The organism is Virgibacillus sp. MG-45 (genome assembly GCF_036409425.1).
Lineage (GTDB): Bacteria > Bacillota > Bacilli > Bacillales > Amphibacillaceae > LDC-1.
On the sequence record NZ_JAXOFU010000003.1, the window covers coordinates 71002 to 86407 of the forward strand.

9 protein-coding genes are annotated in these 15406 nt (G+C 37.9%); 3 read left to right on the forward strand and 6 right to left on the reverse strand.

The features are described 5' to 3' along the window. Nucleotides 1-111: 111 nt before the first annotated feature. From SPK86_RS04500 to SPK86_RS04515, 4 genes are all read right to left on the reverse strand, one after another. Nucleotides 112-696, reverse strand: coding sequence for a class D sortase (locus tag SPK86_RS04500; protein ID WP_330948732.1), 585 nt, complete (start codon nt 694-696; stop codon nt 112-114). A gap of 18 nt (nt 697-714) precedes the next feature. Next, on the reverse strand, nt 715-5643 hold the full coding sequence (locus tag SPK86_RS04505; protein WP_330948733.1) for a SpaA isopeptide-forming pilin-related protein: 4929 nt from the start codon (nt 5641-5643) through the stop codon (nt 715-717). A gap of 344 nt (nt 5644-5987) precedes the next feature. Next, nucleotides 5988-7484, reverse strand: a complete 1497-nt coding sequence (locus SPK86_RS04510) for a malate:quinone oxidoreductase (protein ID WP_330948734.1) — start codon at nt 7482-7484, stop codon at nt 5988-5990. A gap of 363 nt (nt 7485-7847) precedes the next feature. Beyond that, entirely contained in the window at nt 7848-8744 is an 897-nt protein-coding gene (locus SPK86_RS04515; protein WP_330948735.1) for a hypothetical protein, read from the reverse strand. Nucleotides 8745-9013: 269 nt separating this feature from the next. On the opposite strand from SPK86_RS04515, the gene SPK86_RS04520 reads away from it, so the two are divergent. Both SPK86_RS04520 and SPK86_RS04525 read left to right on the forward strand, forming a co-directional pair. Further along, on the forward strand, nt 9014-9472 hold the full coding sequence (locus SPK86_RS04520) for a staygreen family protein (RefSeq protein ID WP_330948736.1): 459 nt from the start codon (nt 9014-9016) through the stop codon (nt 9470-9472). A 308-nt stretch (nt 9473-9780) separates the two neighbouring features. Then, entirely contained in the window at nt 9781-11556 is a 1776-nt protein-coding gene (locus SPK86_RS04525; protein WP_330948737.1) for a PhoX family protein, read from the forward strand. 276 nt (nt 11557-11832) lie between these two features. On the opposite strand, the gene SPK86_RS04530 is transcribed toward SPK86_RS04525, so the two are convergent. Beyond that, nucleotides 11833-12273 (reverse strand): cell wall hydrolase, encoded by a 441-nt coding sequence (locus tag SPK86_RS04530; protein WP_330948738.1) that lies wholly within the window; start codon nt 12271-12273, stop codon nt 11833-11835. A gap of 884 nt (nt 12274-13157) precedes the next feature. On the opposite strand from SPK86_RS04530, the gene SPK86_RS04535 reads away from it, so the two are divergent. Beyond that, the gene (locus SPK86_RS04535; RefSeq protein ID WP_330948739.1) at nt 13158-14306 is read left to right on the forward strand and encodes a DNA cytosine methyltransferase; all 1149 of its coding nucleotides are present in this window, start codon (nt 13158-13160) and stop codon (nt 14304-14306) included. A 56-nt stretch (nt 14307-14362) separates the two neighbouring features. On the opposite strand, the gene SPK86_RS04540 is transcribed toward SPK86_RS04535, so the two are convergent. After that, nucleotides 14363-15322, reverse strand: a complete 960-nt coding sequence (locus tag SPK86_RS04540) for a restriction endonuclease PLD domain-containing protein (protein ID WP_330948740.1) — start codon at nt 15320-15322, stop codon at nt 14363-14365. Between the last annotated feature and the right edge of the window lie 84 nt (nt 15323-15406).

Below are 15406 nucleotides of genomic sequence, written 5' to 3' on the forward strand. Positions count from 1 at the left end.
ACATAATACACACCTTATACATTAACAAGCCAGCGTTTCTTCACGCTGGCTTGTTTAAATTACCGATAAAGTGATTGGCGTACTCTTTCATCCCCACCTATCGTTTTTGTCTCACTTCATATGTGCTAATCTTCCTTGTAAGGCAATACGTTTTTTTCCATCTATCGTACAAGTAATAAGTGTTAATTCATTTTGATTTGGCTTATCTTCAAGTATTTCTACATATGTTGGGTCAATAACCTGCATACTTGTTATTTCATAAATATACCGCTCTTCTTTATCATGGAGGATAACCTCAGCTCCTATGGGAACATCAGGTAAGCTGTGAAAATGTCTATCTTCTCGATATCCTCTATGACCCGCTATGGTAAAGTTACCTTCACCAAGGGTCTGGTTTGACTTGATTTGAGTTAATGCAATACTTAAATTCTCTTCAGTCGTATTCGGGAGAATTTTTTGCTTTAACTCTATTGCTGGTATTTCTAATTCTATTACTTCGTCTAATTCACTTTGTGAAAGCGATAAATGATTGATAGATGCCAAATCTACTTCATCCGATTGTGAGACCAACGATAAGGCTTCTTCTAACGCCGCTGTCTTTTGATTTTGTTTCCACTCATAGAAGAAAGGAATGGATATCATTATAGCCCCTGCGATTAGCAAAATAATACCCACTACTCTTTTGTTATTTTGCATTCGTTTCCTTCCTTTTCGTTATTCTATTATCCGTCTCTTTCGACTGAATAATAAAAGCGCACCGGCACCCATGAATGAAATTCCTAAAATGAATAGGTATCTTAGCCATTCCTCACCAGTTTGCGGCAGCATTGTTTGCATCTCTGGTTCCGGATCTACCGGAGTAGGTGGATCTACTGGAGTAGTTGGATTAACTGGCGGCACTTCTTTTGCAGTATTCTCAACAATAAGCTCCACTGGCTCTTTTTGACCAAGCTCGATTGTAAAAAGAATTGGATCACTTGCAAGAACATATCCAGAAGGAGCTTTCGTCTCTGTGATTGTGTAATCTCCTGGCTTTAGATTATTGACTACTGCGATCCCAGCTGCATTCGTTGCTATTACCTGTACTACATTTCCATTTTGATCCTTTACCTCAAACTCAGCACCCGCTAACGTTGCATCTGTATCTGCATCCACTTTAATAATCTGCAAGCTTCCTCGCTGTAATTTATTTTCAAATGCCACCTTTAACGGGGTACTTTGTGCTATACCAATTTCAAATGGAATCGGGGTTGAATCTAGTACATAACCGAATGGTGCCTTTGTCTCGATCAGTTGATAGTTACCCGGCTTTAATTCTGTTATAACTAGCATGCCTTTTTCATTTGTCACGAGGGAGGCTTGTAATTCATTTCCCGTATCATCTAGCAGCTTAAATTCTGCTCCGGCTAACACTTCTCCCGCTTCCCCTACCTTCGTCAATTCAATAGAACCAGTAGTCCACAAATTCGTGAAGGTGACTTTTGTGCTTTCCGCCTGTCCAAGACCTATTTCAAATGGAATTGGTGTGGAATCTAGTACGTATCCTAAAATGGTCTTCGTTTCCACCAATTGATAAGCACCAGGGGTCAAGTCATTTAGAATAATTTTCCCTTCCGCATTAGTTGTCAATCCATCTCGGATAGAATTTCCAGCTGCATCTTGTAATTCAAAAACAACACCTTCTAGCTTTTCTCCACCTTCCCCTTGCTTCGTTAATTCAAAAACTCCAGGGATAAGCTTATTTTCCATCGTTAACTGTACTGCTTCTTGTTGGTTAAAAACAATTTCAAATGGAATCGGTGTTTCATCTAGTTGGTAGCCAGATGGTGCTTTTGTTTCCACCAACTGATAGTTACCTGGTTGAAGGTCGTTAATCACTAATTTACCATTTGCAGCTGTCACTAGTCCCGCTTGCAGCTCTTTTCCAGTATCATCTAGGAGCTTGAATTCTGCTCCAGCTAGTATTTCACCTTTTTCTCCTACCTTCGTCAATTCTACTGAACCTGGAATAGGAGAATTTTCAAAAACTAATTCTATTGGAGCTTGTTGAACAAAATCAATTGAAAATGGAATCGGTGTGCTATCTTGTTCATAGCCAGTAGGTGCTTTTGTTTCAACAAACGTATAATTACCTATTGGCAAACCTTCCACAATAATTTTTCCATCTGCATTTGTCACAAGACCAGTTCGTAGTTCATTTCCTAAGTCGTCTAGCAGTTTAAATTCTGCTCCTTCTAGTGGTGTACCTTCCTTTGTTACCTTTAAAAGTGACACAGAATTATCGTAGCTCATATACACACCAACACGAAGTGGCTCTACCGGTTGACCTTGATCAGTTGCAATTGCAAAAGAATTCCATGCTGCTCGTGATGTAGGGTCAATCGATTCATCTAATATATCCTCTGGCACATCAGATGCCAATGGAGCCTGCATTGAGAAGGAAATTAGAATGCTCTCTCCATCTAACCAATCTTCATCATTTTTCGATTGTATCTTAAACGAATGAATATCAGTCCAATCCGTTACTTCACTTGATTTCATCCAGTTGGGCTCTTGCGCACCTGGAGGATTGCTAAGCGGTTGCGTAGTATCCGGGTAATCTGTTTTTCTAATTAAATCATCTCGTTTTGGATTTTCAGCAGTGCTATAAAACACGTCTACTCGATCTTTCCACGATGAAGGTAGAACAATTTCGCCCGTTAACAGAGGAGTAAATCGACTACCTCGATCGACATTGTCGGTAATTCCTAAATCCTCTACAGATGGTAGAACATCGATCAAAGTTAATGAAGAAATATCCTTACCACTTGTATTCGTTAGCTTTAATTGATAATCAATAGACCCACCAGGAAGTGTATGGCCAAATAAAGAAAACGCGGTATCTAGTTCACCCTTCACTAGTTTCTCGGTTTCGATATTGTATTCGCCACGCATGAAATAACGATTACCTGATTTTAATCGCGGCTCATCTGTAATACCATTTTCATTTAAATCTCCTGTATCTGTTTCTAGAACCGTGTCCGTAACTAGCGTACCATCACTCGTAGGAACATCTAATTGGTCATCACCAGAAAAGCCATATACATTAAATAAAAGACTATTTGGAGCACCAGTAGAAACGGTTACATCTAGTTCAGCAACTAGTTTGTTTCCCGGACGTAATAGATTATCATTCCAAACCACCCGAACAAGCTGACGGCCACTCCCATTATAGTTTTCATTCAGTATTTCAAAAGAGCCACCCGCAGCAGACGACGAAGCCTGACTAGATTGTCCATCTTTATCTATAAAGTTAGGATTTGGATTATTATTTATGCTTACTCCTGGAGGCATTAATACAACCGCCTCAAGCTTGTCATTCATAGCAATTGTTGAAGTACTTGCATTATCTAATCCTATTTGCATTCGATTACCGCCAGCTACAACTTCCCCTGCATTTTCATCTAATAGCTTCACACCAACGTATGCAATTGGCGGTTGATCTACTGGTTTTGGTGCAATGGTCGCACTACGAGGACCAGCGATTGTATTTCTCGGTTCTTCATCATAGCGATGATTAAAGGAACTACCATTCGCATCAACGCCATAAACATTGAAGGTGTTAACTACTTCACCGGTATAGCCTTCCTTTATTCCGAAGTAGTAATAAGGTCGTGTACCGTTTAACATGCCCGATGGAGCATACGTAAAATCATACTTGATATAGTCGACTTTATCTGTATTCAATAAACCTAAATCACTTCGTGTGTAATGCTTTTTATGTTCTGCATTTTCTACAAGAAGCTTTTCTTGTCCATTTACGGATGCCACAATATTAAATCGTGGTTGTTCATTTAATGGAATACCCGATGGATAATTCGCATTCGGTCGAAAAATGAATCCTCCAGGTGTCGTAAGTCTTTCAAATATCAGATTTGAATCAATTCGAAAAATAGTTGTATAGCTTTGAAAATCGCCTGGTTCGCTTTCCTTTAAAGGAGCAATCCCATGGCTAAAGCCTAATAATGCATCATCATACACAATTGGATTCGGATTTTGATTACTATTTGGAGCAACTTTCCCCTTTCCATCAGCAGGTCCAACATGTACTGGTACGTACCAGGATCCATCAATATGTCCGTTAGCAGCACTCGAATCAACAATATCAATCTTATCCTGACCTGATGTAGTCCTAGTTGAGTCATCAATATATGTCGTTTCTACATCTACTTGGTTCGTTTGTGTTGTGTTTACTGTACCTGTATTAACGGTAAGCCATACTTGAACCGTTTGCGAATACAATGCCGAATTCGCAGCTGATTGCTCATTTAATGTTGGAGCATCAAATTGCCATGTTAATACATTTCCGTTCTGTACTGGCTCAGGACCAGATTCCATTGAATCATAGGATAAACCAGCAGGCAAAGTATCAGTCATGATAATTTGCGAGCCTTCTTTTAAAAACATTTGCCCCGTATCTTTTTTAGGAATGTCTAATTTGATCTTCCATAACGTTTTTGCCCCGGGAGAAGGAAGGTTTCGATCATTATTCTGAACACCTATAAATTTTTTGGAAACGCTAGTTGCGCTTGCAGCTTCAATATTAACAACTGCATTATCAAATACAGGAGGTTGTTCCGTCGCTTGGAAGGTAGCTCCCGCCTCTAATGCATAGCCATTTGGGGAGACCCCATTATTTGTATTTATTTTTAGTATCGTTTCATAGGTTCGACCAGTCTTAATCTCACCTAGTGCGTAAATCAGTTGCTTATTAACTTGATTATAGATTGGAGTTACGCCATTGATCTTTAGTTCGCTTAAATCCTGTGTAAAATCCGTGAAATCTGTAATAGGTAAATCAACAACAATTTCTGCATTTGTATACGCTGTTCTTGACCCTGTGAATTTCAAGGTCAGCATATAAGTCGCATCATTACCCGCTAATGTTGTCGCCCTCTTTGGAGCTAAATCAATATCAACGTTCAAATTACCGGACAATGGTGTAATCATATTATTCACATTCATTTCTGAAGCTGCTTGAATACTCTCTACCTCTTCATCCTTTGTAATAGACTTAGCTTGCACGGTATTTTTATCATTTTTTTCGCTTGTTACTTCATTATTTTCAACAATTGCTTCATCTTTTTTGACATTATCGCTAGATGTATCCTGCTTTGGGTCCTCATCCGCTGTCGTGTTAATTTTACTTTTGTCTGTTGACTGTTGTGTCACCTGATCGGATGACTCTATTTGCGTTGTAAATAAATAAGTTTGACTGGCTATTATTTTCCCGTCCTTCATTCCATTTACAACTAATTGATTGTCGCTATTTTTAAGATCATTTAAAACCAAGGTAACCTCAACATTTTTTTCTTTAATTTCGTTAAAAACAAGTACTCTTTCTGTATCCGCATTATACGAAAAACCAAGGTTGCTCTGTGATTTTTCTTGGTTAAAGGATACGTCTTTAGGAAGTATAATTTCAAGATTGTCATAAATCTCATTCGACGAATGGACATTTACTATGGTTTCTTTTGAATTATTACCTTCTTCTAGGGAAATTTCAAATCCCTTTTGATCAACTGTTTCTGCAATTAGTGGGGAATACGTCAATTGAGAAAAGACCACTAAAACAATCAAGAAGATTGAAAAAGCTTTTTTCATACTTTAACCTCCCTTGTAATAATTTTTAAAAAAATTAAATTTTTTTCCATATTATCACCAAAGCTTCAATTATTACATTAAAATGACATAAAATTTGATAAAATGAGTATTTTTGCTCACCATTCGACATTTTATGACTTACAATTATAGACATAAAGTATGAAGCTTCATTACAAATTATTTAAATCAAAAACAAAAAAGAAGCATTGCAACTAGCAATACTTTTCTATGAGCTGATTCTTTAAACTTTTAGAGAACAGAAAATTCTAACCGCTAACGCTCTTCATACAAAAAAGAATGGCTCTCTGCCGTAGGAGATTGAGCCATCCTTTTCTTTTTCTATGTTATGATACGATTTGATCCTCGGGTACGCCTTGATCTAGACCAAGCGTTTGTGCGGTGAATGCATGAATTTCATGGAATAGCATTGGGTTTTCCGAAAGCGATTCACCATAAGAAGGAAGCATTTCTTTGATTTTCGTCTCCCAAGCTTGTACATGCTCTGGAAAGCATTTTTGGATGACATCCAGCATAACATGAACCGCCGTAGAGGCACCCGGAGATGCACCAAGTAATGCTGCAATTGAACCATCCGCTGCATGCACAACCTCGGTCCCAAATTGTAATGTTCCTTTTCCAGATGCCGTATCTTTAATTACCTGGACACGCTGCCCTGCTTCCACAACTTCCCAGTCCTCGTTTTTCGCAGTTGGTATAAAGGTCTGTAATTCCTTCATACGCTGTTCATGTGAAAGTAGAACTTGCTGAACTAAGTATTTCGTCAATGATAGCTCTTTTACACCTGCAGCTAGCATTGTAACCACATTATTCGGTTTGACAGAGCCGATTAAATCTAGATTCGAGCCCGTCTTCAGAAACTTTGGAGAAAAGCCTGCAAATGGGCCGAATAGCAATGTTTTTTTATTATCTATAAAACGTGTATCAAGGTGTGGAACAGACATTGGTGGTGCACCAACCTTTGCTTTCCCATATACCTTTGCATGATGCTTCTCTACGAGTTCAGGATTGTTACAAGCTAAAAACAAACCACTAACTGGAAAGCCGCCAATATGCTTTGATTCAGGAATTCCCGTTTTTTGTAGCAATGGCAGGCTTCCACCACCAGCGCCAATAAAGACAAAGTCTGCAATATGATGCTCGATTTTAGCCTGTTCCATATCATGAACGACTACTTCCCATTTATCATCTTCCGTACGTCGGATATCCGCAACATGATGATTATAGTCTACCGTCACACCTTCGCGTTTTAAATGGTCAAACAATGTCCGTGTTAACGCTCCAAAGTTAACATCCGTACCTGCATCCATTTTCGTTGCGGCAATCGGTTCATCTGATGTACGCCCTTCCATAACAAGCGGAATCCATTCCCGTAGTGTTTCTGGATCATCGGAAAACATCATCCCTTGGAATAACGGATTTTTCGATAATGCTTCGACACGCTTTTTCAAATAAGCAACATTCTCTTTTCCTTCAACTAGACTCATATGTGGAAGTGGCATAATAAAATCTTGTGGATTTTGAATAAGATTGCTGTTCACTAGATATGACCAAAACTGCCTTGATAGCTGGAATTGCTCATTGACCTTGACCGCCTTCGTAATATCGATCGAGCCATCCGCTTGCTCAGGCGTATAATTTAGTTCACATAATGCTGCATGGCCTGTACCCGCATTGTTCCATTCATTCGAGCTTTCTTCGCCGGCATTAGCCAGTTTTTCAAAAACCTTCACTTCCCAATTCGGAGCTAGTTCCTTTAAAAGCGACCCCAATGTTGCACTCATCGTTCCTGCGCCAATTAAGATAACATCTTTTTTCTCCATGACAACCTTCCTTATCCCCATATTTGAACAATAATCACTCTTGCTACGACACAAAAAACAAGGCGCTTCAATTAAAAAACACCTTTTCTAAATTAATTATACCTTAAATAATCGTTTACTAGCATTTTTTTCAAGTAAATATTCCTATGATAGCCGAAACAACCATTTTATATATACCATATAGCCTCCCATCATTTCAAAACAAGAATAAACGCCTTGAGCCTACATGGCAAGGCGCTTAATTTTAAAAAAGCATGTCGTGATCATTCAATTATTCGTTAACTAACGAAAGGATTGTACGGTAAAGCGTAATAAGTGCATCATGTACAAACAGGAAGTGGAGATTAGAGATAGAAATTATCCTTACTGTGCTTCCTTTGTTCCAGATGTCTTTGATTTATAAGTATTATATTGCTGACGAAACATTTCTTTTGATACAGCATGAAAGGATAGTTTTTCATTTGTCGTCCAAAATGACAAATCAAACCCACTTGCATTCCCATAAAATTCGCCTTTTAACTTGGTTTCTTTTCCGTCTAAAGTAGTATAGAACTCTACCATAAACCCATCGGTAATACCATATAGGATATACTTCCTTTCTTCATACTGATCTTTGTCGCTTTTTGATTTTGTTATCACGGAAAGCGAAGCAGTCACTTCCCCTTGCAGAAGTGCTTCGTCGATTGTTAGGAACAATTGCGTGGATCCATTATCCGCAGTGGAAAGGTATCCATAAATACTCTCAACCTCTGAGACAAATTGTGCAAAACGTTTTTTTTCTAACCACTCCGTTTGATCAAGTCCAATTTCCAAATCATGTTGCAATGCTTTCACATGGTCGTCTCGTTCTTTCTTATTCATCGACTCATATACTTTGTATTCTTTTGTACGTTGCTTCTGAACTTTCAGATTCTCTCCAGAGATCCAAGCATCAAACACCTTACTTTCCTTCCCATTTTGAACCTTCAACAAATATCCTTTTTCGGTTGTTTCCACAGTCACAGCGTATTCCTTTTCTTCCATAATCGGCAATTCCTCTTGTTCTTGGATGATTTCCTGTTGAAACAGCTTTCCCGATAATTTCCCTTCTCGACTAGTGAATTCAAACCAATGCAGAATGTTAATATCATGAAACACAAACACATCACTTTTGAGCAGCGGATCCTTTCTTTCTTCGATTAGAAATATCATTCCCAAAAAAACTACACCAACGAACACTCCAAATAATACGATCACACTCCAACCTTTTCGCTTTTTCACTTTCTCATCCCCCAGGATACCTTCACTATTAAGCTCTTCCACACATACGTAATGCTTTTTATGAAATGCGTTTAGACGTTCGTTTTTTTTTGCAAAAGTTCTATTATAACCATAATCCTATTAAATCAAAAAAGGGCTACAATCGCAAAACTGGCTCGTAGTTAAACGAGCCATTACCCTCTCTTTTTCTCTTTGCTAAAGAATGCAGATTTGTAATCTAAACTTTTTATAAAGCATAGTATGTAGAAAAAATAAAAGGAAGTGATCGCTTGACCGCATTTAACCCTGACAAGCTATTTGTTGAATTGAGAGAAGGCGTCACGGTTACAGAACCTGTTTTCCATCGGCGCTACACGCTGACTCATTCTGATCTTACCGGTGAGCTCTTTTTAACGATTGGACTGGGATTTGCGAAAGATAAAATCAACCCTTCGAAGGATGAAGTACTCGGGGAATGGACTCTATTCAATGGCATACTCGTTTATAATGCTTATTTGGATGTAGATGGGTTAACCAATGATCCGGCAGCCAGCATAAAACGGAATGAAATATTTAGACGCGAATTACCTCTTGCCTTAACAGCAATCCGATTTGGCGATAAACAATTCTTTTTCGCACATCCTGAGCTCAATGCCTGTCCGATTCTCGTTTCTTTTCTTTCAGCCTATCCGCAGCTTAATACCGTTGAATATTGGGGAAGCTTTTCGGATTATGCTATGTTTGATTAAGGCTTGTTAAACCAATCCTCAAAGAGTGGTACTTCCATCAGATTAAACCACTCTTACCAACAAGCCCACTTTCAAATTCCTCTAGCTCTAATTTCTCCGAAAACCTTCAAGCAGATTTATAAAAACAAGCACTATTTTTCTAAATCTGCACGCCGAATACGTGCTTATGCTGGATTATCGACTAAAGGAACTAAGACGAAACAACCAAGAAACTTTAAAAGCTATTAATAATAAACGCATACTCCCTTAACATTTACATCCTATTATTAATCTGTAACCATCTATTAAACTATTAGGAGGAAATGTTAATGGACAAGAAAAAGCTAGTCGTTCCCGTTTTAAGTGCAGCACTATTAATTCCAACAGCCGTAAACGTCTTTGCACAGCCCAATAAGCCACTAGAAATAATGGATGTAGCATTTGTTGGAATGGATGCCCCGAAAACACCGGAAGAAAAATCATCCATGTACACACATGCAAAAGCCCTTGTAACATTATCAGATGGATCGAAAAATGAAATTGCACTAGACTATCATACCTTAGCAAAACCTGGTGAAGTCATTAATGGAAAAATTGTTGGCGGTTCAGTCGATGTCCATGGCAATCCAATTACACACGCTGATGGCCGTCCAATCTTCTCTACGGCGCCAGATATGAATTCGCTTCTAAGTGTAAACGGCAAGAGCGGAAAACTATTTTTGATTAACCACTTTGAAAGTATGCCAAAAAACGAAATTGGTGAGGTACCAAAATCCGTATACTTAAATACAGTCGTACAAAATAAGAAAACTGGAGAATTAAAAATTACCGATATTGAACCAGTTGACTTTTCTGCTGATGGTGGCGTATGGACACCTTGTGCTGGTATCCTATCCCCTTGGAATACGCATTTAGGCAGTGAAGAATATGAACCAGATGCACGAGCACACGAAGCGAATCCGGAAAATTCCCGGGTTACTCAATTTGCACGTAACTATTATCAAGATGCAAATGCGGTTGGTAATCCATATCTTTATGGACATACAACTGAAATTACTGTATCCCCTAATGGAGAAGCTGAAGCTGTGAAGCACTATAGCATGGGGCGTTTATCGTTTGAAAATGTAGTCGTTGCACCAGATAATCGCACCGTGTATTACGGTGATGACGGTAGCTATGTGATGCCATTCATGTATATTGCTGACAAAGCTGGAGATTTATCAGCTGGCACGTTATACGCCGCCAAATTTAATCAGACTAGTGGGGAAAACGGCGGTGCGGGAGATTTAGAATGGATTGAATTAGGACATGCAACTGATAAAGAAATGAAAGAACTAGCAGAATCGTTAACATTTAGTGATATTTTTGAAGCGACTGATGATCCTGCTTATGCAAAAGCAAACGGATTTACGCATATTAAAACAACCGTCGGCGAAGAATACTTAAAAGTAAAACCAGGTATGGAAAAAGCTGCAGCATTCCTGGAATCTCGTCGTTACGGTGCCATGCTTGGTGCCACATCTGAATTTAATAAAATGGAGACCTTAACCTTCAACAAAGCTGAAAACAAAATTTATATGGCCATGTCCTATGTAAAAGGAGGTATGCTAGCAAATCCTAATGATCCCGTAGATGATATTCGATTACCAAAATTGGGTGCGGGGACTATTTTTCAACTGAATATGGCCGCAAACGAAAAGGATCAGGATGGAAATCCCATTCAGAGTAATTATGTAGTTACCGACATGGAAGCATTATTAAACGGAGAAGACCTCACTGCTCCAGATGCCGATGGAAACACAGCACATCCAGATAAAATGGCGAACCCAGATAATATCACATACGACGAAAATTTAAGAACATTATTTATCGCAGAAGATAGTAGCATGCATACGAACAACTTCGGCTGGGCTTACAATATTGATACCAAAGAACTTGAACGAATTATTTCGGCTCCAGATGGTGGTGAAGTTACCGGATTGCAAGCCAGCAACGACATAAATGGAGAAAATTATCTTATGATAAGCTCCCAAAACCCTGGAAACATCGGATATATAGAGCTACCGAATATTGGAGATAAGATAAGACCTGAAAAAAACAGATAATTCTTGTAGGTAGTAAAAATCCACCCTGACATTAGTTGGGTGGATTTTTTTTAGTTTAAAAAAATTAAAATTTGAAGGATTTTCATGAAACACCATCGAATTTATTGGTAATTGTGAAAATATTAAAATATACTCATTCAACTTTTTAAAAACGTATTGCTTTGCAATTTTACTCAACACAGTAATTTAACAGCGGGAGATATTGTGGTGAAGATAAAATAAAAGGAACAGTCCACACCGAGCTGGTGTGGACTGTTTGTAGTGCAAAGAACAGGACTAGCCCATATAAACACCTTCACATGTATTTGCTTCCGGCTCATAAAAGCAATGTTTTTTATATTGTCCTGTAAATGGTTGATTGTACCATGTAGGGGGACATGGAGCATACGGATTAAAATACCAAAGCGCGAACTTGGACGGATGCTGTCTCCAGGAATCTAATACTCTTTTTGCTAACTTCTTTTCTACACCACGCGCTCTGTTATAAAAAACATTCCCTTTTTGTACAGCTTCAAAAGAATAATTACCACCCTGAATTTGAAATATTACATCGTATATGGACCTTAAATCTTTAAAATCTCCACAATTAGCAACTAATCGGTTTACAATTACATTACCAACCATAAGCATTCCTAGCTGCCCTTCCCCTTCAGCCTCTGCCCGCATCATCCTCGCCACTAAATTCACATCATTATCTGTATATGCAACTCTTGCCATTTTTATCACCTCTAAAAATTATATGAGAGAAATTTATAAAGATGATAATTGATTAAGTTTTTATTGGGTTTTGGGATGCTAATTTTGTATTCATTATTTCATAATGAGATGGTTGTGCTCATTTTAGTGCTGGAGGCTTGAATTCAGCTGAAAGAAATAGTGTCTGATGGTTGTTATAAATTTAATAAATAGCCTCTTCCAATAAATAGTTGGTCAAATTTTTCAGTAGTAATAAAGTCCACAACATTTTGTTTCTCAAAGAAAAACTCATTGCGTATTCCCAATTTTCTAGCTCAAAATCTCTTAACCATAAACTATTAATTGGTACCGGTTCCTCACCACTAATTATGACCTTCCTAATATCTCGACTTAAACGGAGTTTTCTAGTATAGTCTAATCTACTGCTTCACCTTTAACAGTCTTCTCAGAATTTTGTTGGAAAATTAATAGATAAAACAGCATTTGAAAGTGGTATAAAGATAAACATTACCAAATAAAAAAGGCTTATAGTCAAATAACTATTAAATTCTTCGAATACAGGAGGTAACAGAATGCTAATTCACTGCAGTATTTGCAAAGAAGAACTTAATTATGGGGACTTTGTTTTTCTAGATCAAATGAACTCTTTATCACACCTAAATTGCTATAGTCTAGAAGACAATTTTCCAATTAAAGATCTTGGAACTTATGAACAATTAATAAAGTTATATTCATTTATTGAATAGCTCATCAGGCGCAATTTTTACTACGCTACCCTATCTCATTTATGGTTTAAATTCTTTTCCTCTAAACAAAATGTATACTATGATATGATATAATATATTGTAAAAGATTGTCGATCGTTATTGCTTTATAGCTATAGTTTAAGAATAGGAGTTTTTTAGATGAAATTTAAAAAAGGGGAATTATTCAGCGGACCCGGCGGACTGTCGCTTGGAGCAAATATGGCCATTGTCAAAAAAGACGGCGAAATATTTGAAGTAGAACACGTATGGGCGAATGATATTGATGAGGACACATGCGAAACATTTCGGCATAATCTATGTCCTCAAAATCCTGATTCCGTTTTCCAAGGAGATGTTAGAGATCTTGATGTAACTTTATTGGAAAAAATCGATGCCTTTGCTTTTGGATTCCCATGTAATGATTACAGCATTGTAGGAGAAAGCAAAGGTCTAGAAGGTAAGTACGGTCCACTGTACACTTATGGTGTTAAAGTGCTTGAACATCATCAGCCTAAATGGTTCATTGCTGAGAATGTGGGTGGTCTTGAGAGTGCTAATGACGGTGAGGCGTTTCTCCGAATACTTACTGACCTTGAGAATGCCGGTCATCATGGGTATACATTGACCCCTCACTTATATAAATTTGAACAATATGGAATTCCGCAAGCGCGGCACCGTATTATTATCGTTGGAATCAGAAAAGATCTTAATCTTAAATTTAAAATACCTGCACCAACCCATGAAGATCCAGCATTATGGAAAACTTCAAAAGAAGCGATAGAATCACCACCGATACCTGACAACGCACTTAACCACGAATTCACTCAACATCAACAGCGAGTGGTAAAAATGCTTAATTATATAAAACCAGGTGAAAATGCATGGTCAGAAGATATTCCGGAAGAGCTCCGACTGAATGTAAAGGGCGCAAGGATGAGTAATATTTATAAACGTCTGCATCCTGACATGCCTGCTTATACAGTTACTGGATCAGGTGGAGGCGGAACACATATGTACCATTACAACGAGCCTAGAGCTCTAACTAACCGCGAAAGAGCGCGTCTACAGACTTTCCCCGATAAATTCAAATTTATCGGCGGAAAAGAGTCTGTAAGAAAACAAATTGGAATGGCCGTTCCTCCACGTGCAGCTCAGATAATAATTGAAGCAATATTAAAATTGTTTGCAGGTGTTCCTTACGATCATGTTGATCCAAAGTGGAAAGGAATTGTAGTCGAGGTTCTTGAAAGCAATATGAAAAAAAGGCAAATTAAAAAAACAGAAGAACAGTTGAGTTTAAAAATATAAGTGAATTAATCACCCCCGGAATGAATTTACTGTACTTCCGGGGGCTTTCATTATCTTTATACTGGCACTCCAAAGTCCATGAAATAAGTTTCGTTATTTAACTTATAGATTGTAACATGCGTTCTTCCATATTTCTCAAGGTCTGTCATGTTGACTTTAGAACCGAGTGGAATATTAAGTCTCTGTCTGAAGTATCTGCCTAAGATACTGTTAGAATCTGTTGTTTGTATGGCTTTTCTGTTATCCTGAGCCATAATACAACTCATCTGTTCACCGTCATCAGTAAGTAAAGTAAATGTATGCTTAAAAGGCGGAAAAAAGTTTTCCTTGTCGCGATTTATACTAACTGGTACAGGTATATATGCTTGGTTAGGCTCCCGTCCCTCTCTCTGACCCCAGTTTAGTCCACCTCGTTCATGTATTTCTTCACCACTTTTTGTCAACAAAGAGAGTTTTACAAAATCCAATTCTCCAAGTTCTATTTTATTTCCTTCTACTGAATATAATCCGATTGATCCATCATCTCTTTTTTCTACTTCTAATTGATTAATACGTATTTCATCTTCTACATTTTCATGGAGACAACTCACTGTATCTGTGCACCTAAAAACTTCTGGCAAATTCGGATAATCTACTTTTCCCATTAATTCCATTTGATCCCTAAAACCTGCCCAACTGAAGTTTGAAGAACCAATAAAGGCTTCATTGGTATCAAACTCATCATTTTGATACCAATGGTAAATTTTCGAGTGAACAGCAGGAAGTGATCTTTGATATTTTATATCCACCTGAGGATTATTTGAGACAATCTGTCTATATCTTTTATGATCCCATTCAGTTATTCCGTCTTTACAAGCCATACCAATTATCAATTCAAGAGATAGATCCGGATAATTAGAAAGAATATGAGTAAGAAAGGCCGATGAAGCGTATCCGGATAGTACTTTTAATTTTCTATATCCTTCTTGATAAGGCGTTTCAAAAATGGCACTTTCCAGTTTTGTTATATAATACATAACGACACCCCCACAGGTCTTTGAAAATAATTATTTCTTGCATCGTCGATCTCAAGAGTTTCATATAAACTCATTTGAATATAT

Coding starts and splice junctions, on each gene's coding strand:
- SPK86_RS04500 (WP_330948732.1), bottom strand. CDS start 696: ATGCAAAATAACAAAAGAGTAGTGGGTATTATTTTGCTAATCGCAGGG.
- SPK86_RS04505 (WP_330948733.1), bottom strand. CDS start 5,643: ATGAAAAAAGCTTTTTCAATCTTCTTGATTGTTTTAGTGGTCTTTTCT.
- SPK86_RS04510 (WP_330948734.1), bottom strand. CDS start 7,484: ATGGAGAAAAAAGATGTTATCTTAATTGGCGCAGGAACGATGAGTGCA.
- SPK86_RS04525 (WP_330948737.1), top strand. CDS start 9,781: ATGGACAAGAAAAAGCTAGTCGTTCCCGTTTTAAGTGCAGCACTATTA.
- SPK86_RS04530 (WP_330948738.1), bottom strand. CDS start 12,273: ATGGCAAGAGTTGCATATACAGATAATGATGTGAATTTAGTGGCGAGG.
- SPK86_RS04535 (WP_330948739.1), top strand. CDS start 13,158: ATGAAATTTAAAAAAGGGGAATTATTCAGCGGACCCGGCGGACTGTCG.
- SPK86_RS04540 (WP_330948740.1), bottom strand. CDS start 15,322: ATGTATTATATAACAAAACTGGAAAGTGCCATTTTTGAAACGCCTTAT.